The following is a 25,597-nucleotide window of genomic DNA, read 5'->3' on the forward strand; positions in this document are numbered from 1 at the left end:
GGCCATCGGGTCGGGAGGGGTACGGAGTGATGGTGGGACGAGTGGGCGGGGTCGGCGTGCTGCCCGAGGGGCTCGCGGCGGCGATACGGGGGACGGCGGAGGACATCGCCACGGTGCTGCGCGCGACCCCCGGCGCGGACGGCGCCGGACTGCCCGTGCCCCGCTCCATCTGGACCCTCGGGGAGGCCGCCGCCCACCTGGCGCAGGCGAACGCGCTCATGGCCGACCTGGCCGCCGGACACGAGCGCCGCCATGGCGACGGCACTCCCGGGAGCCTCGCCGACGCCAACGCACGCGCGCTCGCCGGATTCGAGGAGCGGGCGCCGGGCCCGCTCGCCGAGATGATCACCGCCCAGGCCGAGGCCTTCCTCGTGTCCGTGGAGGACCGGGACCCGGAGGAGCTCCTCTCCACCCCGCTCGGCGCCATGCGTCCGGCCGTCCTCGGCTCGTACCTCCTGACACACATGCTCGGACACGGCTACGACCTGGCCCGCGCCGTCGGCCGCCCCCACATGCTGGACGCGCACCGGGTCGACCTCACCCTGCCGTTCATGATCGAGGCGATGCCCCGGGTGACCGACCCGGCCGCCGTGGAGGGTCTGACGGCCCGCTTCGCGGTACGGCTCCGGAGCGGCCCGGCCTTCGGCGTCCTCGTCACGGACGGGGCCGTCGAGGTCACCCACGAGCCGCCCCGACGTCCGGACTGCACCCTCCTCACGGAGCCGGTCGCCTTCCTCCTCCTCGGCCTGGGCCGGATCGACCCCTGGCCCGTGATCGCCCGGGGCAAGGCGCTCGGCTGGGGCCGCAGGCCCTGGCTCGCTCCCCGCTTCCCGCGCCTCTTCCGGGCCCCGTAGGGCCTCCACGCCCCGGTCGGCCACCGAGCGTGCGGGTGCCGTCCGGGTCCGTGACCGGCCCCGCCGCGCGGCGTGCCGCTCGACCCGGACCGGTGGATCCTGGAGGTATCGGAAGGGGCCGCGCCTCGGTCGCGCGAGGCCGGCCGTGCGAGGAGGCAGATCATGACCCGCACCCTGGAGTGGACGGTCGGCGTGGAGCTGGTCGAGGAGGACGGCACGACCAAGGCCGAGGCCCGGCTCCTGACCGGCAACTCGACCCTCACGGGTCACGGCTCCGCCCGCTGCAACCCGTCGGACGTCGACGTTCCGGCGATCGGTGACGAACTCGCGGCGAGCCGGGCGATGAAGGACCTGGCCGGCAAGCTCATGCGCGAGGCCAACCGGGAGATGGAGGCGGTGGGCGCCGGGACCGTACCCCAGCACACCGGACCCGGCTACGGCTGGCCGGAGGCGGTCTCCTGACCGGCCCGCCGTCACCCGCGAGGCGAGGACCCGGCGGCACGTGACCGAGGCGCCGGGCCCGGGGTCCACTGTGCCCTGACCGGTGCTCGCCCTACGCCCGGCCCCTCGGTCCCGCCCGGCCCTGGCCTCTGTGCCGTCCCGTCCGTCCCCGCCCGGCCCTGGCCTCTATGCCGTCCCGTCCGTCCCCGCCCGGTCGCGTTCCTCGTCCTCGTACGTCAGCCGGTCCTCGACCTCCACCACCCCGTCCACCGTCTCGCACAGCCGGACGAGGATCGGGCCGATCCCCGCGCGGTCCAGCGTGCCGCTCAGCGTCACCCGGCCCTCGTCGACGTCGATGTGGACGGCGGAGGGGGAGAGGCGCAGGATGCGGACGACCACGTCCTCGCGGATCTCCTCCTGGATCGAGCGGTCCCTCCGCAGGAACAGCTGGAGCAGATCGCTCCGGCTCAGCACCCCGATCAGCCGCCCCTCCGCGTCGACGACCGGCAGCCGCTTCACCCGGTGCCGTTCCATGAGCCGGGCCGCCTCGACGGCTGTCCAGGAGGGCCTGGCCGTCACGACGGGGCTCGACATCATGGCCTCCGCGGTGCTCGGCCCGTCCTTCGCGGTGTGCCGCCGCAGCAGGTCGGCCTCGGAGACCACGCCCACGGGCCGGTTCTCGTCGTCGACCACCGGGACGGCGGTGATGCCGTACTCGTCGAGGAGCCGCGCGATCTCCTTGAACGACGTCCCTGGCTGCACCGCCACCGCGGTCGGCGTCATCAGGTCGGCGACACTGCGGTGCCTCATCGTCCGTTCCGTCCCTTCTGGGTTCCGGAGTCCATGATCTCCTACCGGGCGCCGGAGCGGGACAAGGGGGCGACAGGGACTTGCAAGACGTGTCATGTACATGGTTACTTCGGGTAAGTCACGCTTCGAGTCGCGCCTGAACTCACGTCTCAAGTCACGTCTCACGTCACGTCTCACGTCACGTCTCACGTCACACCTCAAGTCAATGTCCGCAGTCGCCCGTGAAGTCAGCCCTTCGAGCCGGAAGAAGGACCCCCGTATGCCCTCTCCCCGTACGCCGTCCGCCCGCCCCCGGCGCCTCGCCGCCGCCCTCGCGGTGGCCGTCGCCCTCGTCGCCACGGCCGGCGGGACCGGATCGGCCGCCCCCGGTGCGGTCACCACCGAGGCGCCGCCGGCCGCCGGACTGCGTGAGGCGATGTTCGTCGGCAACAACTGGGACGGAACGGCCGACGTCATCGCCGCCCAGGGCGACTTCCACCGCATCGGCCGGGTGAACGTCATCCCCGACAAGGAGGAACGACTCCGCGAGATCTATCTGAACCCCATCAAGCTCGCGTTCTTCCTCGGTGTCCGCAGCGGTCCCGGGGAGGGCCACGACCAGTTCGTCGACGACATGTACGCGACCCCCGACGGCTCCTCCATGGTCGTCTCCCGGCCGAGCTTCGCCGATGTCGTCTCCCTCGACCTGCGCACCGGCCGGATCAACTGGCGTTTCCCCGTGGCCGGTTACCGCGCCGACCACATGGCCGTCTCGCCCGACGGCACCCGGGTCGCCGTCTCCGCGTCCACCGCCAACACGGTGCACGTCCTCGACATCGGCACCGGCCGCGAGATCGGCTCCTTCACGACGGGCGACAAGCCCCACGAGAACGTCTTCACCTCCGACGGACTCCTGTGGAACATGTCCATCGGTGAGGTCACCACCGCCCTCGACGCCCCCTGGCTCGACTGGACCAAGGGCGACCGCCGCATCACCGTCGTCGACGCCACGACGTTCAGGACCGTCCGCGTCATCGACATGCGCGAGCGGCTCGACGCCTTCGGTCGCGGCGACCTCTCCGACGCCGTCCGGCCCGTCGCCTTCACCCCGGACGAGAAGAAGCTCTACCTCCAGGTCTCGTTCTACAACGGCCTCCTGGAGTACGACGTCACCACCGACCGCATCACCCGGGCCAAGGTCCTCCCCGGCAACCCGAAGACCGACCCCGACCGCACCACCTGGGTCAACGACTCGCGCCACCACGGCCTTTCGATGAGTCCCGACGGCAGCAAGCTCTGCGTCGCGGGAACGATGGACGACTACGCCACGGTGGTCGACCGCGCCACCCTCCAGGAGGGCCCGCTCGTCGAGGCCTCCAAGCCGTACTGGGCGACCGTGAGCGGCGACGGACGGTCCTGCGTCATCTCCGAGAGCGGCGCCGACCGCGTCACCGCGATCGACTTCGCCACCGGCCGACGCGTGGCCTCCGTGGACGTCGGCGACCACCCGCAGCGCGTACGGCTCGCCCGCATCCCGGCCGACTGGGGCGGCTCCAGCGGGAGTTGAGAGCCGACAAGGGGGGCCGGTCGGATCACGAGGTGATCCGACCGGCCCCCACCCGTTCACGCTCAGGCTCTGTGCACCGCGACCTCGTAGAGCGAATAGCCCCACTGGGTCGCCCGCCGCTCGCCGTGGATCCGTACGTAACGGGCCGACGTCGACGCGAACTCCGCCGTGTCGTACCCGCCGTCACCGGCGTCCGTGGACCACACCGTCCGCCAGTCCGTACCGTTCTCCGACACGTCGATCCGGTACTGACGCGCGTACGCCCGCTCCCAGTCCAGGGTGACCCGGCCCACCCTGCGGACGGCCCCGAGGTCCACGCCCATCCACTGGTCGTCCGACCAGTCGCTGGCCCAGCGTGAGCCGGTGTCGCCGTCCAGCGCGCGGCCCGGCGCGTAGCTGGTGAAGGGGTTCCACTCCGAGGAACTCGCCGAACCCGGCGCGCCCTTCGCGAGATCGACCCCCGGCTCGTGGTCCTCGGTCGCCTTCCACGTGGTCAGGTACGACTCCGCGCCGGCCGCCAGCTCGTCGACGACGCCCTGGCCGCCGCTGAGCCGGATCTGCTCGACCCAGTCCGGCACCAGGCCGTTGTGCGAGGCGCCGTCGGTGTTGAGGTCCCAGGTGCGCTCTCCCGTCACCTGACGGTCGATCACCGAGCCGCCGTCGAAGCTGCGGAAGGGGTACTTCACCGCGTTCGGCGCCCCGCTGCCCACCGGGGCCGGCCAGCCGCCGACACCGTTCATGTCGGTGCCGTACCCGAGACCGACCTTGTACTTGGCGCGCAGCGCGGCCTTCTGCGCCGCCTCGCCGACGAAGCCCTCCGCGCCGTGCATGTACTGGGCGACGAAACCGCCCAGCTTGTACATGCGCTCCGTCCAGTCCAGGTCCATCCAGCTGTGGCTGGAGAGGACGCCCGGGTACTCCTCGGACTCCAGGATGTCCAATGCCCGCCCGGCGGCCTTGACGCTCATGTGGTCCAGCTCCAGCATCATGCCGCGGTCGATCATGCCCCGCAGGGCGTGTTCACCGAGCCTGGTCAGACCACGCGTGTTGCACTTCGCGTCGGAGGCGTACGAGGGGGTGCTGACACCCGGCGGCAGCTTGGCCGCCATCACCGGGGCGGCCGCGAGCCCGATCGGGTTGTCGTGCTGCGGGCCCACGCACTTCTCCGTCGCCCAGAAGGTGCCCGTCGACAGGAACTGGCCGATGTTGACCGCCGTACCGATGGCGCCCGAGTCGAAGCGGACACCGCACAGCGCGTTGTCGAACTTGTGGCACAGGAACATGCTGCGCACCCCGAGCCCGTACAGCTCGTCGAGACCGCGGTCGATGTCCTCCTTGCTGCACTGCGCGACATCGAGGATCTGCTTGCAGCCGAACGGCTCCGAGGTCTCGACGCCCAGGACGACCGCCAGCTTGCCCTGCTCGATCACCGAGCGCGCCTGCGCCGCGGAGGTGACGATCCGGAACCAGCCCTTGCCGGGCCCGCCGTACATCCCGTCCACGTAGTCCTGGAGTTCGTACGTCTTCCGGGCCTGGAGGCGGATCGACGTCATCTCGTCGCAGCTCCGGTCCCGGGGCAGGATCGAGCAGATGAGGCCGTTCGTCACCAGGTCGTTGACGAGCACGCGCTGCCCGCCGCGCCAGGCGCGCTCCACCCACGCGTAGTAGTTCTGCTGGTGCGTCAGGGAGTTGTGGGCGGGCCAGTCCTTGAACGTGGGCCAGCCGACCGGGTCGTGATGGCCGTCGGCCCCACCGGTGATGTTCTCGAACAGTGCGCCCGAACCATCGGGATAGTGCTCGGGACAGTCCTTGAGCGCCTCCGCGGCACCGGCCGTGGAGAACGTCTGGCCGCAGATGAGCCGGCCGCCGAACCCCTCGTTGGACATCAGGTGGTTGTGCGCGTCGACGAAGCCGCGCACCTTCCCCTGCGCGTCCGTTCCCGTGAACGGCGTGCCCGTGACATTGATCTGCGAGTCGGCCGCGGGGCGGGAGGTGGGCTCCCACCACGAACCGCCGGTGGCGGCAGCGGGAACGGGGCCGGAGCCGAAGAGGACGGCGGCCAGGGCGAGGAACAGCGCAAGGAGGGCGGATCTGCCGCCGGTCCCGCGCGCGATGGGTCGAGTCATGGTCAGCGATGCCTCCGGACGGTGGGGGAGTACCGGGCGCCCCGAGGATCGCGGTGTCGGCTGAGTGAGTCAATAGTCCGGGACAGATGACCTGTTGATGGTCATGAGGCTTCCCCCTGGGCAACGGACGGGCCCGTCATCCCTCGATGAGAAACACCAGTTGATCGGCCGTCAGATCGAGCAGGGTCGCCGCGGTCCTCTCGTCCCCGACGACCAGGAACTGGAGCGTGAGACCGTCGATCGCCGCCGCCAGGTACCGGGCGATCGTCTCCACCGGCACCCGCGTCTCCATGTCCCGCACCGCGCGAACCTGCTCGACGAGCGCGCCCGCGGACACCACGTACTGCTCGTACTGCGCGCGCGCCACATGCTCGAACCCCGGCTCCCGCAGGGCGTACTGGGTGAGGTCGTACGTCAGCATGTGCTCACCGGGACGGGCCGTGACATGGTCCCAGTACGACTGGAGCGCGCCCCGTACGGTCTCGCGCAGGGTGGCACCGGGCTCGACCGTCGACATCACGCGCGCCACGTAGTCGCTGTTGATCGTCTCGATCGCGGCTTCGAGGAGGGCCTGCTTGGACTCGAAGCAGTAGTGGAAGACGCTCAGCGAGACACCCGCCTCGGCGCAGATCGACCGGGTGGTGGTCCGGGCGACCCCGTCCCTGGTCATCGCCCTGATCGCCGCGTCGACCAGCTGTCTGCGTCGTTCGGCCGACGGCATCCGCCCCATGGTTCCTCCTCGCGTCCGGCGCCAGGGTAACCGCAGGCCCCGCAGCCGCCTACGGAACGTCCACCGCGCCGGCCGGCGGCCACGCGCCCCGCTCCGTGAGCCGCAGGACCAACGCCGCGATGTTCCAGGCGTCGTCCTCGCCCCGGTGATGACGCCCCTCCAGGGGCAGCCCCGCGACCTCCAGGGCGCGCGCCATACCGGGGCGCCTGCCAAGGCCGTACGCCTCGGTGAACACGGCTTTGGCGTTGGTGTGGTGGCGCCCGAAGGGATACGGGATGCCGCTGACCCGGCACTGGTGGGTGAACTGCTTGCGGTCGTAGTCGCCCCAGCTCGCCCAGGGCCGCACACCCGCCTCGTACGTGGTCGCCAACAGCCGGCAGGCGGCGGCGAAGTCCAGACCGGTGTCGACCTCCGCCTGGGTGAGCCCGGTCAGTTCGGTGCAGAACGCGCTGACCTTCGATCGGGCCGGCCGCACCAGGATCCGGTGCCGGGAGACCCGTTCACCCGCGCGTGCGTCGACCACCGTCAGACCGATCTCGATGATCTCGCTGACGGCGCCGGGCGGACGCTCGCCCTCCCAGCAGGTCGCCTCGACGTCGACGACGTTGATCAATCCCCCGTGATACATGGCCAGAAGCCTAATCGGTCCCCCTGCTAGGGTGCGCCGATGTCCTCGACCAAGGAATTCCACGTCACCTTCGACTGCGCGCAACCCGAGCGCGTCGCCCGTTTCTGGTGCGAGGTGCTGGGGTACGTCGTACCGCCGCCGCCCAAGGGATCCGACACCGGGGAGGAGTACGACCGCTCGCGGCCGGCCGAGGAGTGGGGGGCCCGGTTCGCGTGCGTCGACCCCTCGGGCGTGGGTCCGCGGCTGTACTTCCAGCGCGTTCCCGAGGGCAAGGTCGTCAAGAACCGGGTGCATCTCGACGTACGGGTCGCCACCGGGCTCGTGGGCGAGGAGCGCCTGGCCGCGCTGGAGGCCGAGTGTACACGGCTGCTCGCCCTCGGCGCGGTACGCGAGCGCCTGCTGTACGACGGGCACGACGCGTGCATCGTGATGCGGGACATCGAGGGCAACGAGTTCTGTCTCGACTGAGCGCCCGCCCCGTCGGCGAGCGCCGCCGCCGAACAGCGTCAGTCCCGCTCCAGGTCCAGGACCTCGCGCAAGGCCGCCACCGCGTGCGCCCGGTGCTCGTCCAGCCAGCGGACGGTGGCGTCCTCGTCGCCGTGCCGGAGCGCGGAGATGACGGCGCGATGCTCGCGGACGGCCTGCTTCCGGTGCGGATCCTCGGTGTAGTAGAGCGAGCGGTACGCGTCCGTGGAGTCCCACAGCGTCGCGATCAGGCGGACCAGGCGCGGCATCCCCGACGCCTCGACGAGCGTGAAGTGGAAGCGCCGGTTCGCCGCTGCCATCGCCGGCACGTCGCCCTCGTCGGCCGCCCGCTCCACCTCGCGCTGGATGCGTTCGAGGGTGGCCACGATGCCGTCCGGCATCCGCCGCACGGCCAGCCGCACGGCCTCCGTCTCCAGCAGCTCACGGATCCGGTAGATCTCCTCCAGGTCGGCGAGCGACAACTCCGCCACGAAGTAGCCCCGGTGGATGTGATGGACGACCAGACCCTCGGCCTCCAGGGCCTTCAGGGCCTCGCGCAGCGGCACCCGGCTCACCTCGAACCGGGCCGCGAGGGCGTCCTGACGGATCTGCCCGCCGGGCCTCAGCTCCCCGCTGGTGATGGCGCGCCGCAGTTCCTCGAGAACGAACTGCTGGGCGGTCTGCGGCCGCCGTTTCTGCACCGCGCTGCTCATCGCCTGTGACCTTCCGATCCCTCGTGCTGCCCACCGGATGATCTCTCCACCGGTGCCGACCATCTTCCTACGCGCGCGTGGTCACGGATTCCCCGCGGCGCTCTCCTCCGTCCGGCCCAGGGAGGCCCGTACGTCCTCCGTGTGCTCGCCGAGCCGCGGGGGAGAGGCGCGGTACGTGGGAGGCGTGGCGCCGAGCCGGACCGGATGGGCGACCTGACCGGGACCGGCCGCGGCCTCCGGGACCCGCGGGGCGAGCCCCAGACGGTCCGCGAGGTCGAACGCGGCGGCCAGGTCGTTGATCGGCCCGCACGGCACCCCGGCCGCGGTGAGCTCCTCGAACCAGCCGTCGGCGGTACGGGTCCCCAGCGGCCCGGCGAGGGCCGTCACCAGCTCGTCCCGGTGCGAGACCCGGGCCGTGTTCGTCGCGAAGCGCGGATCGTCGGCGAGCCCGGACAGACCGAGCCGCTCGCACAGGACCCGGAACTGCCGGTCGTTGCCCACGGCCAGGACCAGAGGCCGGTCCCGCGCCTCGAAGACCTCGTACGGAGCGATGCTCGGATGCCGGTTGCCCATCGCGCGCGGCACGACCCCGGCCCCGAGGTGGGCGGCCGCCTGGTTGGTGAGCGCCGACAGGAGGGAGGAGAGCAGCGAGACCTCGACCCGCTGGCCCTCGCCGGTGCGCTCGCGGTGGCGGAGGGCGGCGAGGACGCCCATGCCCGCGTGCAGCCCGGTGATGACGTCGACCAGGGCGACCCCCGCCTTCGTCCCCTGCCCGTCCGGTTCACCCGTCACGCTCATGAGGCCGCCCATGGCCTGCACGAGCAGGTCGTAGCCGGGCAGCCGGGCACCCGCGTCGGTGCCGAAGCCGGTCACCGAGCAGTAGACGAGACCGGGGTTGGTCGCCCGCACGTGTTCGTACCCGAGGCCCAGCTTCTCCATCGTGCCGGGGCGGAAGTTCTCCACCAGGACGTCCGCGCGGTCCACGATCGCGCGCGCCGTCGCCAGGTCATCGGGGTCGGTGAGGTCGAGCGCGACCGAGCGCTTGTTGCGGTTCACCCCGAGGAAGTAGGTGGCCTCGCCGTCGGCGAACGGCGGCCCCCACGCGCGCGTGTCGTCGCCGGAGCCCGGCCGCTCGATCTTGATCACGTCCGCGCCGAGGTCGGCGAGGAGCATCGTCATGTACGGCCCCGCCAGGACCCGGCCGAAGTCGGCGACGACGATCCCGGACAGGGCGCCGACCGCTGTCGGCCCCGGTGTGCCCTGCTGGTCTGCGCGCATCCCGCTCTCCCTCGCCGGCGATCGGATCCCATCGGACGGTACGGCCGGGATATCGGATTTTCAATACTGGATCCAATATCCGATCTGGGGCTAGGCTTCGCCTCGCCGAGTTGCCACAGCCGCCAGGAGGCCGTCCGTGAAGTCGTCGCAGTCGCAGTCGCAGTCGTCGCCGCAGTCCAGCTCCGCTCCCGTCCACCCCTTCGACCTGCTCGCCGTCGACGGACTGCTGACCGACGAGGAGCGCGAGATCCGCCGTACCGTGCGCGCCGTCGCCGACCGTGAGCTGCGCCCGCACGTCGCCGGCTGGTTCGAGAAGGGCGAGATTCCCGCCCGCGAGCTCGCCCGCACCCTCGGCGGCATCGGGGTGCTCGGCATGCACCTGGAGGGCTACGGCTGCGCGGGCACCAACGCCGTCGCGTACGGCCTCGCCTGTCTGGAGCTGGAGGCCGTCGACTCCGGACTGCGCTCGCTCGTCTCCGTACAGGGCTCGCTCGCCATGTACGCGATCTGGAAGTACGGCTCCGAGGAGCAGAAGCAGCAGTGGCTGCCGAAGATGGCGGCGGGGGAGTACATCGGCTGCTTCGGCCTCACCGAGCCCGACGCCGGCTCCGACCCGGGCGCGATGCGGACCAACGCCAAGCGCGACGGTTCCGACTGGATCCTCAACGGCACCAAGATGTGGATCACCAACGGCTCGGTGGCCGATGTCGCCGTCGTCTGGGCCCGTACCGAGGACGGCGTACGCGGCTTCCTCGTCCCGGCCGGCACTCCCGGATTCAGCGCCCCGGAGATCAAGATGAAACTGTCGCTGCGCGCGAGCGTCACCAGCGAACTGGTCATGGAGGACGTCCGCCTCCCGGCCGACGCCATGCTGCCGGAGGCCCGGGGGCTCTCCGGCCCGCTCGGCTGCCTCAACGAGGCCCGTTTCGGCATCGTCTTCGGCGCGCTCGGCGCCGCCCGCGACTGCCTGGAGACGGCGATCTCGTACGCCCGTGACCGGGTCGTCTTCGCCCGCTCCCTCGCCTCGTACCAGCTGACGCAGCAGAAGCTCGCCGACATGTCCGTCGAACTCGGCAAGGGCATGCTGCTCGCCCTCCACCTGGGGCGGCTCAAGGACGCGGGCGCGCTCACTCCCGAGCAGGTCAGCGTGGGCAAGCTGAACAACGTCCGCGAGGCCATCGCCATCGCCCGCGAGTGCCGCACGATCCTGGGCGCCAACGGCATCACCCTGGAGTACCCGGTGCTGCGCCACGCCAACAACCTGGAGTCGGTGCTCACCTACGAGGGCACGAGCGAGGTCCACTCCCTGGTCATCGGCAAGGCGCTCACCGGCGAGCAGGCCTTCCGCTGAGCCGCGCCGGAAGGCCGTCCTGACGCGGGCTCGGCCTGACGTCGGCTCAGTCCGGCGCGGGGCTCAGCCCGACGTCACACGGGCGACGAAGGCGTCCAGGTTGCCCGTGAGGCGGGCGACCTGCTCGTCGACCGTGAGGGACTCCTCCTGGCGCCGGCCGCGCAGCTTCGGCTGCCGCCTGCCCCGCACGTACAGGGAGCAGGCGAGGTCGGCGCAGAGGTAGATCCCGACGGTGTTCCCCTCGCGGCCGCGGGGCCCGGCGAGCGGCGCCACGAGCAGCGTGACGCCCGAGGAGGCGTGCCCGGTCAGACACACCTGGCACATGCTCGACTTCATGGCGCTGGTCCGCCCGGCGGCCGGAACCCGCAGGCTCACGCCGACCGGCCCCTCCGCGCGGGGGACGACCAGGTGGGCGCGGAGCGGCGCACCGGGGTCGACCCAGCCGAGGAAGTCCAGGTCCTCCCAGGGGAGTTCGGCGAAGTCGAGCGGCAGCTTGAGGCGGGCCGCCTCGCCCTTGGTGCAGTTCACGAAGGACGAGCGGATCTGTTTGTCGGTCAGTGGTTCCACTCGGTGGACCGTACATGGATCCCGGTCGGCGGGCATCCGAATAAAGCCCCGCGGCCAGGAGCCCCCGGGCCAGGGGCCCGCGGCAAGGGGCCCGTCAGGCCACCCAGTCCGGCAGCGCGGGGTCGGTGAAGCGCCCCGGCGCTCCGTCCAGGGCCGCCGCGAGCCGCTCCGCCGCCGGTTCGTACACGTCCTCGGGCAGGGTGTACGGAAGGCGCAGCCGGTGCTCGTGCGTGCCGGGGTCCACACCGAACCGGGCGCCGCCCTCCACCCGCACCCCGTGCCGCAGCCCGCGGGCCGCGAGGGCCGAGGCGCCCGGGCGGCCCAGGTCGATCCACAGGCACATCCCGCCGGGCGGCACCGTCCACCGCCACTCGGGCACATGGCGGGCCAGGGCGGAGGTCAGCGCGTCCCTGCGCAGCCGCAGCTCCGCCCGGCGCTTCGGCAGGATCACGTCGAGCCGGTCCATGAGGGCCACGGCCACCAGCTGGTCCAGTACGGAACCGGCCAGGTCTGCGGTGATCCGTACCCGGGCCAGCTCGGTCACGACCCGGGACGCGGCCCGTACCCAGCCGACCCGGAGGCCGCCCCAGCAGCTCTTGCTCAGCGAGCCGACGGAGACGATCTGCTCGCTGTCACCCCCGGCGGCCGCCGCCGCGAACGGCGGCGGCGCGGGCACGTCGAGCGCGATGTCCGTCAGCGTCTCGTCCACCACCAGCCAGGTCCCGGTCGCCCGCGCCGCCCGCGCCAGGTCCCGCCGCTGCTCCTGCGGCATCAGATGCCCGGTCGGGTTGTGGAAGTCGGGGATCAGGTACGCGAGGCGCGGAGCGGTCTGCCGCAGCGCGGCATCGACGAGCCCGGTGTCCCAGCCCGTCTCGGTGACCGGCACGGGGGTGATGCGGAGCATGCGTCCTCGCATCGCGTCGAGGGCGTTGGTGTACGAGGGGTTCTCGGCGAGCACCCGGTCGCCGGCCCGGCCGAGCAGCGAGAGCACCAGCGAAAGGGCCTGCTGCGCACCCGTGGTGACGAGGATCTGCTCCGGGAGCGTCGGCAGGCCCCGCGCCGTGTACCGCGCGGCGACGGCGGCGCGCAGCGCGGGCAGGCCGTACGGGTGGTAGCCCTGCGCGCCGGCGTAGCGGGGGAGCTCGGCCGCGGCCACCGCGAGCGCGGCGGAGAGTTCCTCCGCCGGGGCCTCCGGGGCTGCCAGCGCGAGGTCGATGGTCGCTCCGGCGTCGTCGTGGAAGGCCCCGAGCGCGGTCGGGGCCTGGCCCTCCGGGAGTGCGGTCCAGGTGCCCGCGCCCCGTCGGCTGTGCGCGTACCCGCTCTCCCGGAGCAGGTCGTACGCCCCCGTGACCGTCGTCCGGCTCACGGCGAGCACCGCGGCGAGTTCCCGCTCGGCCGGCAGCCGCAGCCGCAGGGCCACCCGCCCGTCCAGAAGGGCCTCCCGCACGGCCCGCGCGAGTTCCCGGTAGCCGAACCGGCCCTCGGGGGGCGGGGTGAGGAGCGATGCCAGCTGACGGCCCGTGAGGGTCCGGTCCGCTGTATGGACCACGTGTGCCACTGCCATGCCAATCACTCCTCATTGGCTCTGCTGTCCGGGCCAATAAGGTTACAGACTCCTTTTCAGTGGCCTGGTGGCCACCTTCCACAAGGGAAAGGGGACGACCGATGTCCGGACACTTCACCGACCGTGACGAGCGGATGTGGCAGCAGCGTGCCGAGGAGCGGGCGGCCCGCCCCCTGCGGTTCGTGGTGTGGCTGCGGAACCTCCGGAGGCGGGTGTGACCGGCCGGGTCGTCGTCGGCGTGACCGGGTCGCTGGCCTCGCTCGCCGCCCTGCGGTACGCGTCCGCCCTCGCCCGGCGGGACGGCGTACCGCTGCTCGCGGTGCTGGTCTGGGAGCCGCCGGAGGGCGAGGCGCTGTACGCCCGGATGCCCGACCGGTCCTGGGCCCGGATGTGGGCCGAGGACGCCCGGCGGCGCCTGGAGGACGCCGTCGCCGACGGACTCGGGGCCGTACCCGCCGGCGTCGCCTTCGAGGGGCGGGTCGTCAGGGGTACCCCGGCGGCGGCCCTGTGCCGGGTGGCCGACCGGCCGGGCGACCTGCTTGTCGTCGGCTCGGCCTCAGGCAGCGGCCGGTCGGCCTTCGGACGGCTGCGCCGCCGCCGGGTCCTGCGGGCCGTCCTGACGGGTGCGGGCTGCCCGGTGCTGACCGTGCCGGGTCCCGCGCTGCTCCCGGGCGAGGCCCGCGTCCTGCGGCGGAACGCCCGCACCCCCGCACCCGATCGAAGGAGATCGACCGGGGCGGGGGCAGGGGCGGACGAGGCCGGTTCTCGGCCGGGCCGACCGTGAGAGGGCGGGCCGCGGCGCTCAGGTCAAGGGCTGACGGCCGGCCTCCGCCGAACTCTCCGTGACCGGCGCGGACTCGGGACCCGACGCGTCCGTCGACGGCGAGGTGTCGTCCGGCGGCGTGGTGTCGTCCGAGGGCGGTGTGGTGTCGGTGGACGGGGGCGTTGTCGGCGGTGAGGACGTCGGCGGCGAGGACGTCGGTACCACCGGGGAGAGGGTCGAGGGGCACGGCGACGGGGTCACGCCATCGATGGGCGCCGGGGTCTCGTCGCCCGTCACCGTCACGCACGGAACCGGCGTCGACGGGGAGAGGGACGGGGACGTCGGGGTCGACGTCGAGGTCGACGGAGACACCGAGGTCGAGGCCGAGGTCGACGGCGACTTGGTGGGCGGCGGGGGAGGCGGCGGGGTCGGCTTGTCGTGCTTGCCGTGGTGGTCCCCGTGCTGCCGTGCGAACCACTTGTCGTCCTTCGTGTCGTACACCACGAAGACGTTCACGACCGTCACCGAGGGCGCCACCACGACCACCTGGCCGGCGTTGTAGCCCTGCCACGGTGTGCCCGCCGTCCGGGGCGACTTCTGTGCCACCGGAGGGGTCAGCGGGTTGCCGCAGGCGCAGCGCACCCGGGGTACCCCACGGTTGTCGACCAGGACCGCCGTTCCGGCCTGGAGCACCGACTGGTACGTGGTGGCGGCGCCGTTCCGGTACCCGTGGTTCGTCACCCGGGTGTCGGCCCGGAGCTGGAGCGGGGTCAGGGAACGGAGGTAGCCGGGCACCTGGTTCGCCGAGATGCCCAGGGTGGCGGCGAAAGCGACGTTCTTCGCGGGCTCGGCGGAGAGGTAGCGGACCTGCTGTTCCACATCGCAGCTGGCCACCGACCGCGTCCCGCCGTAGAGGCCGGGGGCCGAGCCCGACACCTCGGGCGTGGCCGAGGCGGTACGGGGAGGCAGCGAGGCCGGTGGGGCGGATGGCGTGCTGGTACGGGCCGTCGACCTGGTGAACGGGTCGGGCCCGGACGCGGCCGCGTTCTGGAGGAACACCTCGCCGCCGGAACCCGCCGTGTCGTTCTTGTCGTCGGGGCTGTTGGTGAGCACCACGGCCAGGGCGGCGGCCGCGACCACGGCGGCCGTGATGGAGGCGACCTTCGGGACGGAACGCCACCAGGGGCCCTTGCCGGGACCGCCGCTTGCCGGGCCGCCGGGGGCGCCGGGAGTGCCGTCACCGGAACCACCGGCTCCGCCGGAGCTGCCGGGACCCCCTGGACCGCCGGGTCTGCCTGAACCGCCGCTGCCGGCGCCACCGGAGGAACCGCCGCCGCCCGAGCCACCGCCCGCGCCGCTGTGGGGCGGTCCGGGGGGTGGTGGCGGGTGACCGGCGGATCCTGGGCGTGCGCCCGGGCCCGAGAGGGGGCCCGAGGGGGGACCTGCGGGAGGAACCGACGGAGGGCCGGACGGCGGGTGGGAAGTCACGTTTTTCCCTTTCTTCCGTTCCGGGCCCATTGTGTGCGCCGACCGGTGGGGACCCGCAAGCGGAGAACCCCGAGTGGCAGAGCCCAGCAAGAAGCGGTGCCTTTCACGACCGGTCACGTCGCACGGCCGGCACGTACACGTGCGGCTCCGTCCACAAGCGGCCGACCGCCACCGGTACTAGCGTGGGCAGGGTGAGCAGTCGGCTCCCCACCTCCACGCGGCCCGCCGCGACCACCACCGGGCTCCTCGCCCGCGTCGGCCTGCAGACCCTGGCCGCGGTGGTCGCCGGGTACGTCGCGATGGGCGTCACCGCGGGTCTCGGCCTCTGGGCGGCGGGCGCGGGCGATCTGCCCGGTGGCTTCACCGCGGTCCTGGCCGCCGTCGTCGTCATGGCCTCGGGCGGCAAGGTCGAACTCTCCGGCGAGGCCGGCGCTCTCGCCGGAACCCAGGCCGAACTCACCGCCATGCCGCTGACCGTCACCCTGGTGGGCGCCCTCGTCACCGGCTACTGCTTCCTGCGCCCGCTGCGGCACCACGCCGTGACCAGCTCCCGCGAGCTCCTGCTCCGCGTCGTGAGCACGGTCGTCCTCTGGCTCGCGGCCCTGGCGGGAGTCTCGGCCGTCGCCCGGCACGACTTCCCCCTCACCATCGGCGGCGGGGACGAGCAGGGCTCCCTGATGGAGATCTTCGGTGAGCTGCTCGACGCCGTGAACCCCACCGTCGGCTTCCGCACCGACCTCGGGCCCACCCTCTTCTACGGACTGCTGTGGATCCTCGGCGTGCTCGTCGTCGCGCTCCTCGTCTCCCGCGGAACCCCGCTGCCACCGCGGTTCGTCCGCTACCACGAGCCCGTCCGGCCGGCGGCGTACGCGATGCTCCTGCTGCTCCTCGCGTACGTGGCCGTGGGCCTGGTCATCGGCGTGGTGGTCGCGGCGACCAAGGGCCACGCCGCGGAGACCCTCGCCGTCCTCCTGCTCGGGCTGCCCAACGTCACCTGGATGGCGCTCGGCGTGGGCATCGGAGGCTCCTGGGAGGGCCGGGCCGACGGCCCGTTCGGCCTGCCCATGCCGCAGATCCTCGACGCCGTGCTGCGTCAGGGCGGCGCCGCGGGCGAGCGTACGGACCTCTCGACGGTCGACCTGAGCTCGCTCGCCGCGCAGGACGCCCGGGCGTGGTGGCTGCTCCCCGTGGCCGCCGTCCTGGTCCTCGCGGCGGCCTTCGTGGCCGCGGTCCGCTCCCCGGCGAGAATCAAGCTCTGGCAGCACGCCCTGCACCTGGGAATCGCGTTCGCCCTGACGATGCTGGTCGCGGCCCCCCTGACCCTGGTCGAGGCCCGACTGGGCCTCTCGGTCCTGGGCATCGGCGACCTGGACTCCCTCGGCGGCGAAGTGGTCCTCCGCCCCCACATCTGGAAGACGGTCGGCTTCGCCCTCCTCTGGGGCCTGTTCTTCGGTTTCCTGGGCGGCCTGCTCGCCACCCGTGTCCGCCGCAAGGGGGAGACCGAGAGCCCACCGTAGAGCGACGCGGCAGACCCCGCGGCCCGTACGGTGGTGAGCAGCCCGGTCCCGTGCGTCCCCCGTGCACGGGACCGGGCGCTGTACGCGGTGCGGGTCCTTACGCAGCGCCCTCTTCGAGGCCCGCGTCCGGCATCATGGCGCCGAGGAAGCCGCCCATGAGCTCCTCCAGGTTCAGCTCGGTGGCACCGGCCGGGGCCACCGGCTTGGTGCCGCCGCTCATCTTCAGCACAAGACCGAACTTCTTGACCTTCGCGTTCTCGGCCAGCTTGGCGAGGTCGACGTAGACCTCGGTCAGCTCACCGTTCTTGAGCGTGAAGTCGGCCGTGACCTTGGTGTCGGGGGTGTCCTTCAGGTCCTTGTCCGACGGCAGGTCCATGCCGGGCGGCAGGTCCTTGGTGAGGGGACGGAGCTCGCCGATCATCTCCGTGATCAGCGAGCGGAGGGGGGCCGTGGCGGTGATGTGCTCGGTACCGTCCTCGCCGCCGGCGGTCTTGAAGTCGACCTCACGCGCGATGACCTCGCGGAGGGCCTCCGCGAGCTTCTTCTGGGTCTTGGCGTCCAGAGAGGCCTCCGGCGACGGCTCGGCGCCCGGCGCCTTGCCCATCTCCTCGGCCATGTCCTGGCCGGCCTTCTCCATCTCCTTGGTGTTGAACTTGACCCACTCGCCCTCCAGGACCTTCTTGAAGCCCTTGGCCTCCGGAGGCAACTGGTCGGCGGGCGGCATGGGCGTGTCCATCGCCTTGCCGAGGGCTTCGACGTCGGACCGGACGTACGTGTAGTCGCCGACGACCCGGTAGTCGAGGAGGTCGCCGCCGGAGGTGCTGACCTTCATGGCCATACCGACGAAGTCCTTCTCCTCGGACTCGTCGATCGCCTTCTTCGACTCGACCGTGACGCTGATCTTCGCACTGCTGATCAGCTCGGCGGCCTCGTCGGGGATCTCCTCGCCGGGCGCCGGGTCCGACTCGGCGTCCATCAGCTTGAGGGTCTTCGCGTCGACGTCCAGGTCCAGCTCGAAGGAGATCGACTTCTCCTTGCCCAGCTTCTCGAAGGCCTGGTCCAGCTTCTTTCCGGCAGAGAGCTGCTCCACCGTGCCGCAGGCGGCCGATCCCGCCAGGACGGCGCCGACGACTGCGGTGGCGGTGAGGGTCTTGCGTATGGCGGTGATGATGGTCTCCTCATAGGTGCGATCACTGGCGTGATCGATCAGGAGACTCACCACGGCGCTGAATGGTTGCCCTGTCCTCCGTGTTTCCTACGTCACGCCACGGCGGTGCCCTCGAGTTCGACCATCTGGCCGGGGATCGCCAGCCGCGTCACCCCGAGCATCGTGGTGGTCGGTGCCACCCCGGCGGCGCCCAATCGGCCCGCCAGCTCGCCGTAGTGCCGGAACAGCAGGTCGACGTCGGTCGTGTAGACGTTGAGCCGCACGAGGTTCGCGAGGGTCATGCCGGCCTTGCCGAGTACGGCCTCGACGTTGTCGACGCTCAGCGCCAACTGCGCGGCCATGTCCCCCTCATGCTCGGGCTTGCCGTCCTCACTCATCGCGGTCTGACCCGAGATGTACAGGGTCCGCGTGTGCCCGGAGACGAGCTCACCCTGGTTGAACCCCATCTCCGCCGACCACGTCACCGGGTTGACCGCTGTTCGCTCCATCGCCACATCAGCTCCATTCGATTCATGTCGAGTCATGTCGATCGATTCATGGGAGTACGTACGTCCATCGCCGCGGTTTCCACCGGCTCCGACGTCGTGTTGACGAGCCTCCCAACAAATCACGACACCCTTGGTCATGTATTCCGTTAGCGTTCTCGCATGCGCGCCGACCGGCTGGTTTCCCTGGTGCTCCTGCTGCGTCAGCGCGGTCGTCTGACCGCGGACACGCTGGCCCGCGAACTGGGGGTGTCCACCCGTACCGTGCTGTGCGACATCGAGGCGCTGTCCACGGCCGGTGTCCCGGTCTACGCCGAGCGCGGGCGGCACGGGGGCTTCGCCCTGTTGCCCGGATTCAGGACCGAGCTCACCGGGCTGAACCACGACGAGGCCCTTGCCCTGCTGACCGCCGGACCGGGGCGCGGCGAGCAGGCGTTCGGCCTCGGCTCGGCGCGGGCCTCGGCCATGCGGAAGGTGCTCGACGCGCTGCCCGACAGCCACCGGGCCACCGCGAGCGACGCGGTCCAGCGGTTTCTCGTCGAGCCGGAGGCCGACCTGCTCTCCAGGAGGCGGGTCGCCGACGAGGTGCCCGGCGCCGCGATGCTCGAAGTCCGACGCGCGGTGCTCGCCGGCCACAAGCTGCGCATCCACTACGCGGCCACGGGCCAGGCGCCGGAATGGCGCACGGTGGACCCGATCGGGCTCGTCACGGTGCGCGACCGGGCCTACTTGCTGGCCACGCGAGCCGGCGCGGACCGTACGTACCGGCTGTCGCGGGTGTCGGCCGCCGAGGAACTGGCCGAGACGGCCGAGCGGCCCAACAGGGTCGACCTGGACCGGATCTGGCGGGAACGCTCCGCGCGGTTCCTCAGCGACGGCCATCTCACCGTGCTCGTCCGGGTGAACCCGGCGCGTCGGGAGGACCTCCTGGACACCGCGGTGGCCGTCCGCGCCGAAGAACCCGACGCGGACGGCTGGTTGAGACTGGAGCTGACCTACCAGGACTCACGACACGCCGAATGGGCCTTGTGGCAGCTCGGCACGGACGCGGAAGCCCTGGCCCCGCGGTCCCTGCGCAGCGCCCTGCACCACCGCGCCACCGCTCTGGCCGCCCGCTACGGGGACCCGGCCTGACGCGGCGACGACCGCTTCCCGCGTCGGCCGCCCTCAGGATCACAACAGCCTTGCGCCGGCGGCTCGTCGGCGGGTGAGATGGACACCGTGACCTCCTCGTACCCCGCCTTCCTGCCCCTGCTCATCGGCATCCTCGTCGCCGCCCTGGCCGCCTTCGGTCTCGCCGGACACGGCTTCCCGGCGATAGGCCGGGGGGCCGTGGCACGCGGCGGCGCCGCGCTCGCCGGAGCCCTCACCGCGGTCGCCTACGCCTGGGGCCTGGTGTCGCTCTTCCGCGACGAGAGCGGCACCGCCCAGGCCTGCCAGGACGCGAACCCCGGCCTGTACGGGCAGGTGAGCGGCTACAGCGTGTCCTATCTGCCCCCGTCCCTCGACTGCCACCTGACCTCCGGGGGTTCCTATGCGGCGGCCGTCCCCGGCTTCCTCACGCCCGTGATGACGGGCAGCGCGGTGATCGCGGTGACGCTCGCCCTGCTCGCCGTCGCCGAACACCGCGCGATCGACCGCCCCTCGGCGGCGTGAAGCTGCTTCTGTTGTCGACGCGGCCGGCCCAACACCGGACCGGGCATCAGGGCCTCAGCAGTCCGCCCACCCACCAGTCGTGCGGCTTGCCGTCGTTGGCGATGCCGCGATTGCGCAGTGTCCCTTCGACGGTGAAGCCGAGTTTCTCGGCGACGGCACGCGAGCCGGTGTTCCCGGCCATGGCCCACCACTCGATGCGGTGCACGTCGAGGGTGGCCCAGCCCCAGTCGCACAGGGCCCGAGCGGCCTCCACCGAGTACCCGCGGCCGCGCTGTTCCTTGACCGCCCAGTAACCGAGTTCGTAGACGCCCGGACTGATGATGAACAGGCAGTACGAGCCGACCAGGGCGCCACTGTCCCTACGGAAGGCGCCGAGGGTGTAGCTCTTGTCCGTGGCCCAGCCCGTGGGCATTTCCTCGCCGATGCGCTTCTCCGCGTCCGCACGCCGGTACGGCACCGGCACCGGGGTGTAGAACTGGATGTCCTCGTCCTGGCAGGCCGCGTACACCGCGTCCACGTCGGCAGGCGTGAAGGCCCGCAGCACCAGACGGTCGGTCTCAAGCGTCACTGGGTCCATCGCGGCAGTATGGCCACCGTCACCGAGCGGCGACCACCGAATATCCCGACGGCCCCTCCGGGGCCGGTGGCCGTCGTCAGAACAGGTTTCCGACGAAGTCGAAGAACCAGTTCACGGCCACGATCCCGAGGATCACCAGCCCGATGAGGACCACGTAGAACCAGGAGCAGCCGCCGCCCACGTCCACCTGGTGCCCGTCCCGACCGCCCAGCTCTCCGTCGAACAGGTCCACGTTCGTCCCCCTCTCCCCGCCCGGGCCATCTCCGGACCCCCGGCCCCTAGGGACGCACTTTCGCACGCCCGGGTTCCGGAGCCGAAGGGGGCGGATACTCAAGGGCGCCGGGCGGCGTACTCATGCGCCAGGGAGACGCACCGTCTACAGCCCGCGGAAGACCGCCCGCGCCCACGCGGGCGGCTCCTGCGGCGGAGTCAGCGGCTCCCGGCCCCTCGTCACCACCGGCCCCCCACCGCCCGTCAGCAGCGCCGCCCGCAGCTCGGCCACGAACTCCAGACACGTCCCGTACCGCTCCTCGGGCGTCTTCGCCAGCGCCTTCGCGAACACCGCGTCCGCCCCCTCCGGCAGCCCCGGCCGGACCTCGGAGAGCGGCGGCGGCGGATCGTACTGCTGCGCCCACAGCACCGCCCAGTCGGTGTCACGGCGGAACGGCGGCGCTCCCACCAGCGTCTCGAACACCACACAGGCGAGGCTGTACACATCGCACCGGCCGTCCACCGGCTTCCCCGAGATCTGCTCGGGCGCCACATAGTCCAGCGTGCCCACGAACTCGCCCACCGTGGTGAATCCCGTCAGCGACAGAGACTTCTTCGTCAGGCCGAAGTCCGTGAGGTACACGTGCTCCGGATGGTCCCGGTCCGTACCCTCGGCGACCAGGATGTTGCCGGGCTTCACATCCCGGTGCACCAGATCGTGGGCGTGCGCCGCGTCCAGCGCCGACGCCACCTGTACGGCGATCCTCCCCGCCTTCCCGGGCGCCAACGGCCCTTCGCGGTCCAGCAGCGCCACCAGGTCCTGCCCCGCCACGTACCGCATGGCGATGTACAGCACCCCCTCCGTCTCGCCCGCGTCGAAGACCGGCACGATGTGGGGGTGGTCGATCGAGGCGGCGACCCGCGACTCGTGCGCGAAGCGCCTGCGGAAGGTGTCGTTACGGGCCAGCTCGGGCGCGAGCAGCTTCAGCGCCACCGTCCGGTCGAGCCGCAGATCCCGCGCCCGGTAGACGACCGCCATCCCGCCGCGCCCGATCTCGCTCTCCACCCGGTAGCCCGCGATCTCCTTGCCGAGAAGTCCGGAAGGACGGCCCGCCGGCAGCTCCGGTTCGTCGCGCGGCCCGCCGGCCATCAGCCCTCACCGTCCGTACGGGGCGGCGGCCGTTCCACGATCTGGGTGGGCGGCGGCGGTCCGGAGGCCGGCGGCGGCTCGCCCCGCAGCACCACCTGGGTCGGCTCGTGCTCGGGGGGCGCGGTGGCGGGCTGAGCAGGCTGACCGCGACCACGACCGTGGGCTGTATCTGCTGTATCTGCTGCATCCGCTTCGTTCGCTTCATCGGCTTCCTCGGGATTCGCCGCATCGACGGCGGGGGAGACCGGCGACACCGGGGACGCGATCGAGGGCGCCGACGACGCCGCGTACGTACTCAGCCCCAGCCCGTCGCAGTACACCCACCGTTCGTGCTCCGCGTCGTACAGCCACACCGACTCGCCGTCGACGACCATGCCCACCCGCAGCCCACGCGTCCGCAGCCTGAAGTTCTCGCCGTCGAGGCGCCCCGCCCCCAGCGCCTCCGCCGCGCGCCGGTAGCGGCCGAGCGCGTCCTCGGCGCGGGCGATCAGCGGGCGCGGGTCGGCGGTCCTGGTGAGCGGCTGCCCCGCCGCCGGCGGGTCGTCCGGGACGGTGACGAGGAGCCGCGCGTCGACCCAGGCCGTCCAGCCGTTGGAGCAGAGGACCCGCCCCCAGTCGCCGGCCCGCTCCTCCAGTCGTACCGGCAGGAACGCGTCGAGCGGCGTCGTGGGCAGCCCCGGATCCGGCTGCTCCCAGGTGTCGAGACCGTCGCGCGGTACGACATGGGTGGGCCGGAAGTCCGGCACGTACTCGGGTACGGGGACGCTCACGGGTCCACCTCCGTGTGCACGGGCCTACCTCCGCATGACGACCGGCTCGTGGCGGCGCAGCAGCCGGGCCACGAGCAGGCCGAGGACGAGACAGAGCACCACCATCATGCCCATGTCGAAGAGCCAGGCCGCCGCGGTGTGCTCCATCAGCGGATCCGTCGTCTTGTCGCTCGGCGAGACACTCCCGATGTCGACCGTGGCGCCCATCGCCGCGAACGCCCACCGCGACGGCACCAGCCATGCCAGCTGCTCCAGGACGGGCGTCCCCCGTACGGTCAGGAGCGCCCCGCAGAACACCACCTGCACGATCGCGAGGAGGACGAGCAGCGGCATCGTCACCTCCTCCTTGCGGACCAGGGCGGAGACGAGCAGACCGAGCATCATCGCCGTGAACGAGAGCAGCGCGACGGCGAGGGTGATCTCCACGAGCGGCGGCATCAGGACGCCCTTGCCGCCCGGCACGTTCAGCGGGACGCCGATCAGGGCCACCAGGGTCAGGACGACCGCCTGGACGACCGTGATCGTGCCGAGGACGACCACCTTGGAGGCGAGGTACGCCGAGCGGGACAGGCCGACGGCTCTCTCGCGCCGGTAGATCGTGCGTTCCTTGACCAGTTCACGGACGGCGTTCGCCGCGCCCGTGAGGACGCCGCCCACACAGAGGATGAGCAGGACGTTCAGCGTCGACTCCTGGTTGAAGCCGCCCTCGGACAGGGCCCGGGCCATCGCGCCCATCACGAACGGCAACGCGATCATGATGGCCAGGAACGTGCGGTCGGCGGAGAGCGCCGCCGCGTACCGGCGGACGAGGGTCCGCAGCTGGGAGCCCCAGCTCTGCGCCTTCGGCGGCGGGGCCGGCTCCCGCGTCACCGGGGAGGCCCCCGGCACGGGGACGTTCGGGCGGGCCGTCGCGTCGGTGACGTAACGGCGGTGGAAGCGGGAGGACCGGTACAGGCCGGCCCAGTCGCGCTCCCGGTCGTTCTCGAAGGCCTCGAAGGCCTCCGGCCACTGGTCGAAACCGAAGAAGTCGAGGGACTCCGCCGGCGGCCCGTAGTAGGCGACCCGGCCGCCCGGCGCGAGGACGAGCAGCCGGTCGCACACGTCCAGGCTGAGCACACTGTGCGTGACGACGACGACCGTCCGGCCGTCGTCCGCGAGCCCGCGCAGCATGTGCATCACGGACCGGTCCATGCCCGGGTCGAGGCCCGACGTCGGCTCGTCGAGGAAGAGCAGGGAGGGCTTGGTGAGCAGCTCCAGGGCGACGCTCACGCGTTTGCGCTGGCCGCCGGAGAGGCTGTGGATCGGCTGCTGAGCGCGCTCCGTGAGCCCCAGTTCCTGGATCACCTCGTCCACCCGGGCCCGGCGCTCGGCCGGCTCGGTGTCCTCCGGGAAGCGCAGCTCGGAGGCGTACCCGAGGGCCCGGCGTACGGTCAGCTGGAGGTGCAGGATGTCGTCCTGCGGGACGAGCCCGATGCGCTGCCGCAGCTCGGCGTAGTCCCGGTACAGGTCGCGGCCGTCGTAGAGCACCGTGCCCCGGTCGGCGGGACGCTGCCCGGTGAGCGCGCCGAGGAGCGTCGACTTCCCGGCGCCGGACGGTCCGACGACCCCGAGCAGGCACTTCTCGCCCACGGGGAACGACACCTCGTCGAGGAGGGTCTTGTGCCCGTGGTCGACCGTGACGGCGAGCGACTGGACGTCGAGGGAGACCTCGCCGGTGTCCGTGAACTCGACGAGCTGCCCACCGATCAGGCAGAACGCGCAGTGGCCGATACCGACGATGTCGTCCGGCGTCACGCGGGCGTCGACGACGGGGGTGCCGTTGAGGTAGGTGCCGTTGTGACTGCCCAGGTCATGGATCCAGTACGTGCCGTCGGGATGGGCACGCAGCTCCGCGTGGCGCCGGGAGACGACGAGATCGGGGACGACGACGTCGTTGTCGGGGGCCCGGCCGATCCGGATGCTGTGGGCGGGCAGCGGCCGCACGGACGTCGGCTGCCGGAAGGTACCCGTCGCGGCGGGGTGGGAGACGGAGGGGGGCCGGGGCGGGGGCGCGTCCCGAGGGATGCCGAGGTCGGGGGTATCGGGAGCGGGTGCCACAGGAGTGGACGCCACGGGGGAGGCCGCCGGTGTCGGGGCGGGTGCGGGCGTCGGCGGGGGCGCGGGCGCGGGCGTCGCCGGAGTGGGCGGGAGGTCCGGCCTGGCGGCCGGTTCCGGTTCCGGTCCTGGCTGGGGCCGGGCTTCCGGCTGCGCGTCAGGCACAGGTCCCGGCTCAGGCCGCGCTTCCGGCTGCGCGGACGGCATCGCTTCCGGGTGGGGCCGCGCTTCCGGGTGGGGCCGCGCCGCCGGAGCGGCTTCGGCCGCTCCCGACGACAGCACCGCGCGCGGGCCGTCGTCCGGATGCCCGAACCGTACGACCGTCCCGGGGCCCACGTCCCGCGCCCCGGCCACCCGCAGGCCGTCCGTGAAGGTGCCGTTCGTGCTGCCCTCGTCCGTGAGCGTCCAGCGGCCGGCGGGCGCGCTGAGCACCGCGTGGTGCCAGGACGCGCGCGCGTCCGCGAGGACGATGTCGCTGGTGGGGTCGCGCCCGATGCGATAGACGCGGCTCGGACTCATCCGGGTCGCGTCCCCGTCGATCTCGAGGACCAGATCGGGCGCCGCGGGCACGACGGGCCGCTCTCCCATACGTGAATTTTATCCGCCGGTGGTCATCCCCGCCCGGGATGAGGCCGCCGGTAGGGTG

The 25,597-nt window shown here is 72.2% G+C and carries 25 protein-coding genes; 9 read left to right on the top strand and 16 right to left on the bottom strand.

The features are described 5' to 3' along the window. Positions 1-29 precede the first annotated feature (29 nt). Both N5875_RS35455 and N5875_RS35460 read left to right on the top strand, forming a co-directional pair. On the top strand, positions 30-854 hold the full coding sequence (locus N5875_RS35455) for a maleylpyruvate isomerase family mycothiol-dependent enzyme (RefSeq protein WP_318211593.1): 825 nt from the start codon (positions 30-32) through the stop codon (positions 852-854). A 162-nt stretch (positions 855-1,016) separates the two neighbouring features. Beyond that, entirely contained in the window at positions 1,017-1,316 is a 300-nt protein-coding gene (locus N5875_RS35460; RefSeq protein WP_318211594.1) for a DUF1876 domain-containing protein, read from the top strand. 165 nt (positions 1,317-1,481) lie between these two features. Here the strand turns inward: N5875_RS35460 and N5875_RS35465 are convergent, their stop codons facing one another. Continuing rightward, complete coding sequence (locus tag N5875_RS35465; RefSeq protein ID WP_338498394.1) at positions 1,482-2,105, bottom strand: CBS domain-containing protein; 624 nt, start codon at positions 2,103-2,105, stop codon at positions 1,482-1,484. A 259-nt stretch (positions 2,106-2,364) separates the two neighbouring features. On the opposite strand from N5875_RS35465, the gene N5875_RS35470 reads away from it, so the two are divergent. Next, positions 2,365-3,651: a YncE family protein gene (locus N5875_RS35470; protein WP_338498395.1), complete on the top strand. Its 1,287-nt coding sequence runs from the start codon at positions 2,365-2,367 to the stop codon at positions 3,649-3,651. A 62-nt stretch (positions 3,652-3,713) separates the two neighbouring features. On the opposite strand, the gene N5875_RS35475 is transcribed toward N5875_RS35470, so the two are convergent. The 3 genes from N5875_RS35475 to N5875_RS35485 all read right to left on the bottom strand — a co-directional run bounded on the left by N5875_RS35475 (position 3,714) and on the right by N5875_RS35485 (position 7,135). After that, a complete protein-coding gene (locus N5875_RS35475) occupies positions 3,714-5,777 on the bottom strand; it encodes a discoidin domain-containing protein (protein ID WP_338498396.1) in 2,064 nt (687 codons plus the stop codon). A gap of 136 nt (positions 5,778-5,913) precedes the next feature. Then, positions 5,914-6,507: a TetR/AcrR family transcriptional regulator gene (locus N5875_RS35480; RefSeq protein WP_318211598.1), complete on the bottom strand. Its 594-nt coding sequence runs from the start codon at positions 6,505-6,507 to the stop codon at positions 5,914-5,916. Positions 6,508-6,556: 49 nt separating this feature from the next. Beyond that, positions 6,557-7,135, bottom strand: coding sequence for a 3'-5' exonuclease (locus N5875_RS35485; protein ID WP_318211599.1), 579 nt, complete (start codon positions 7,133-7,135; stop codon positions 6,557-6,559). A gap of 39 nt (positions 7,136-7,174) precedes the next feature. Here N5875_RS35485 and N5875_RS35490 point away from each other — a divergent pair, with 39 nt between their 5' ends. Further along, positions 7,175-7,603, top strand: a complete 429-nt coding sequence (locus N5875_RS35490) for a VOC family protein (protein WP_338498398.1) — start codon at positions 7,175-7,177, stop codon at positions 7,601-7,603. Positions 7,604-7,641: 38 nt separating this feature from the next. On the opposite strand, the gene N5875_RS35495 is transcribed toward N5875_RS35490, so the two are convergent. Together N5875_RS35495 and N5875_RS35500 are read right to left on the bottom strand one after the other, a co-directional pair. After that, positions 7,642-8,313 carry a GntR family transcriptional regulator gene (locus N5875_RS35495; protein WP_318211601.1) on the bottom strand — a complete coding sequence of 224 codons (672 nt, stop codon included), beginning with the start codon at positions 8,311-8,313 and terminating at the stop codon, positions 7,642-7,644. Positions 8,314-8,394: 81 nt separating this feature from the next. After that, positions 8,395-9,591 carry a CoA transferase gene (locus N5875_RS35500; protein ID WP_318211602.1) on the bottom strand — a complete coding sequence of 399 codons (1,197 nt, stop codon included), beginning with the start codon at positions 9,589-9,591 and terminating at the stop codon, positions 8,395-8,397. A 136-nt stretch (positions 9,592-9,727) separates the two neighbouring features. On the opposite strand from N5875_RS35500, the gene N5875_RS35505 reads away from it, so the two are divergent. Further along, positions 9,728-10,942: an acyl-CoA dehydrogenase family protein gene (locus N5875_RS35505; RefSeq protein WP_318211603.1), complete on the top strand. Its 1,215-nt coding sequence runs from the start codon at positions 9,728-9,730 to the stop codon at positions 10,940-10,942. A gap of 63 nt (positions 10,943-11,005) precedes the next feature. On the opposite strand, the gene N5875_RS35510 is transcribed toward N5875_RS35505, so the two are convergent. Both N5875_RS35510 and N5875_RS35515 read right to left on the bottom strand, forming a co-directional pair. Further along, a complete protein-coding gene (locus tag N5875_RS35510; RefSeq protein ID WP_318211604.1) occupies positions 11,006-11,509 on the bottom strand; it encodes an FBP domain-containing protein in 504 nt (167 codons plus the stop codon). A gap of 94 nt (positions 11,510-11,603) precedes the next feature. Further along, positions 11,604-13,073, bottom strand: coding sequence for a PLP-dependent aminotransferase family protein (locus N5875_RS35515; protein ID WP_318211605.1), 1,470 nt, complete (start codon positions 13,071-13,073; stop codon positions 11,604-11,606). A gap of 187 nt (positions 13,074-13,260) precedes the next feature. Between N5875_RS35515 and N5875_RS35520 the strand changes: the two genes are divergently transcribed. Beyond that, the gene (locus N5875_RS35520; RefSeq protein ID WP_338498401.1) at positions 13,261-13,857 is read left to right on the top strand and encodes a universal stress protein; all 597 of its coding nucleotides are present in this window, start codon (positions 13,261-13,263) and stop codon (positions 13,855-13,857) included. A gap of 18 nt (positions 13,858-13,875) precedes the next feature. Here the strand turns inward: N5875_RS35520 and N5875_RS35525 are convergent, their stop codons facing one another. Next, the gene (locus tag N5875_RS35525; protein WP_318211607.1) at positions 13,876-14,976 is read right to left on the bottom strand and encodes a DUF6777 domain-containing protein; all 1,101 of its coding nucleotides are present in this window, start codon (positions 14,974-14,976) and stop codon (positions 13,876-13,878) included. 530 nt (positions 14,977-15,506) lie between these two features. Here N5875_RS35525 and N5875_RS35530 point away from each other — a divergent pair. Then, positions 15,507-16,841, top strand: a complete 1,335-nt coding sequence (locus tag N5875_RS35530; RefSeq protein ID WP_318211608.1) for a streptophobe family protein — start codon at positions 15,507-15,509, stop codon at positions 16,839-16,841. 97 nt (positions 16,842-16,938) lie between these two features. Here the strand turns inward: N5875_RS35530 and N5875_RS35535 are convergent, their stop codons facing one another. Then, the gene (locus N5875_RS35535; protein WP_338499365.1) at positions 16,939-17,931 is read right to left on the bottom strand and encodes a hypothetical protein; all 993 of its coding nucleotides are present in this window, start codon (positions 17,929-17,931) and stop codon (positions 16,939-16,941) included. 170 nt (positions 17,932-18,101) lie between these two features. Continuing rightward, positions 18,102-18,497 carry a RidA family protein gene (locus N5875_RS35540; protein WP_318211609.1) on the bottom strand — a complete coding sequence of 132 codons (396 nt, stop codon included), beginning with the start codon at positions 18,495-18,497 and terminating at the stop codon, positions 18,102-18,104. Positions 18,498-18,656: 159 nt separating this feature from the next. Between N5875_RS35540 and N5875_RS35545 the strand changes: the two genes are divergently transcribed. Then, on the top strand, positions 18,657-19,628 hold the full coding sequence (locus N5875_RS35545) for a WYL domain-containing protein (protein WP_338498403.1): 972 nt from the start codon (positions 18,657-18,659) through the stop codon (positions 19,626-19,628). Between the two features lie 78 nt (positions 19,629-19,706). Further along, positions 19,707-20,150, top strand: coding sequence for a hypothetical protein (locus N5875_RS35550; protein ID WP_338498405.1), 444 nt, complete (start codon positions 19,707-19,709; stop codon positions 20,148-20,150). 46 nt (positions 20,151-20,196) lie between these two features. On the opposite strand, the gene N5875_RS35555 is transcribed toward N5875_RS35550, so the two are convergent. The 5 genes from N5875_RS35555 to N5875_RS35575 all read right to left on the bottom strand — a co-directional run bounded on the left by N5875_RS35555 (position 20,197) and on the right by N5875_RS35575 (position 25,539). Next, complete coding sequence (locus tag N5875_RS35555) at positions 20,197-20,727, bottom strand: GNAT family protein (RefSeq protein ID WP_338498407.1); 531 nt, start codon at positions 20,725-20,727, stop codon at positions 20,197-20,199. A gap of 76 nt (positions 20,728-20,803) precedes the next feature. After that, on the bottom strand, positions 20,804-20,959 hold the full coding sequence (locus tag N5875_RS35560; RefSeq protein WP_318211613.1) for a hypothetical protein: 156 nt from the start codon (positions 20,957-20,959) through the stop codon (positions 20,804-20,806). Positions 20,960-21,103: 144 nt separating this feature from the next. Beyond that, the gene (locus tag N5875_RS35565; RefSeq protein WP_318211614.1) at positions 21,104-22,087 is read right to left on the bottom strand and encodes a serine/threonine-protein kinase; all 984 of its coding nucleotides are present in this window, start codon (positions 22,085-22,087) and stop codon (positions 21,104-21,106) included. Then, positions 22,087-22,857, bottom strand: coding sequence for a hypothetical protein (locus N5875_RS35570; RefSeq protein ID WP_338498411.1), 771 nt, complete (start codon positions 22,855-22,857; stop codon positions 22,087-22,089). The genes N5875_RS35565 and N5875_RS35570 overlap by 1 nt, the downstream gene beginning before the upstream one ends. A gap of 24 nt (positions 22,858-22,881) precedes the next feature. After that, positions 22,882-25,539, bottom strand: coding sequence for an FHA domain-containing protein (locus N5875_RS35575; RefSeq protein WP_338498413.1), 2,658 nt, complete (start codon positions 25,537-25,539; stop codon positions 22,882-22,884). Positions 25,540-25,597 lie beyond the last annotated feature (58 nt).

The organism is Streptomyces sp. SJL17-4, from assembly GCF_036826855.1.
Lineage (GTDB): Bacteria > Actinomycetota > Actinomycetes > Streptomycetales > Streptomycetaceae > Streptomyces.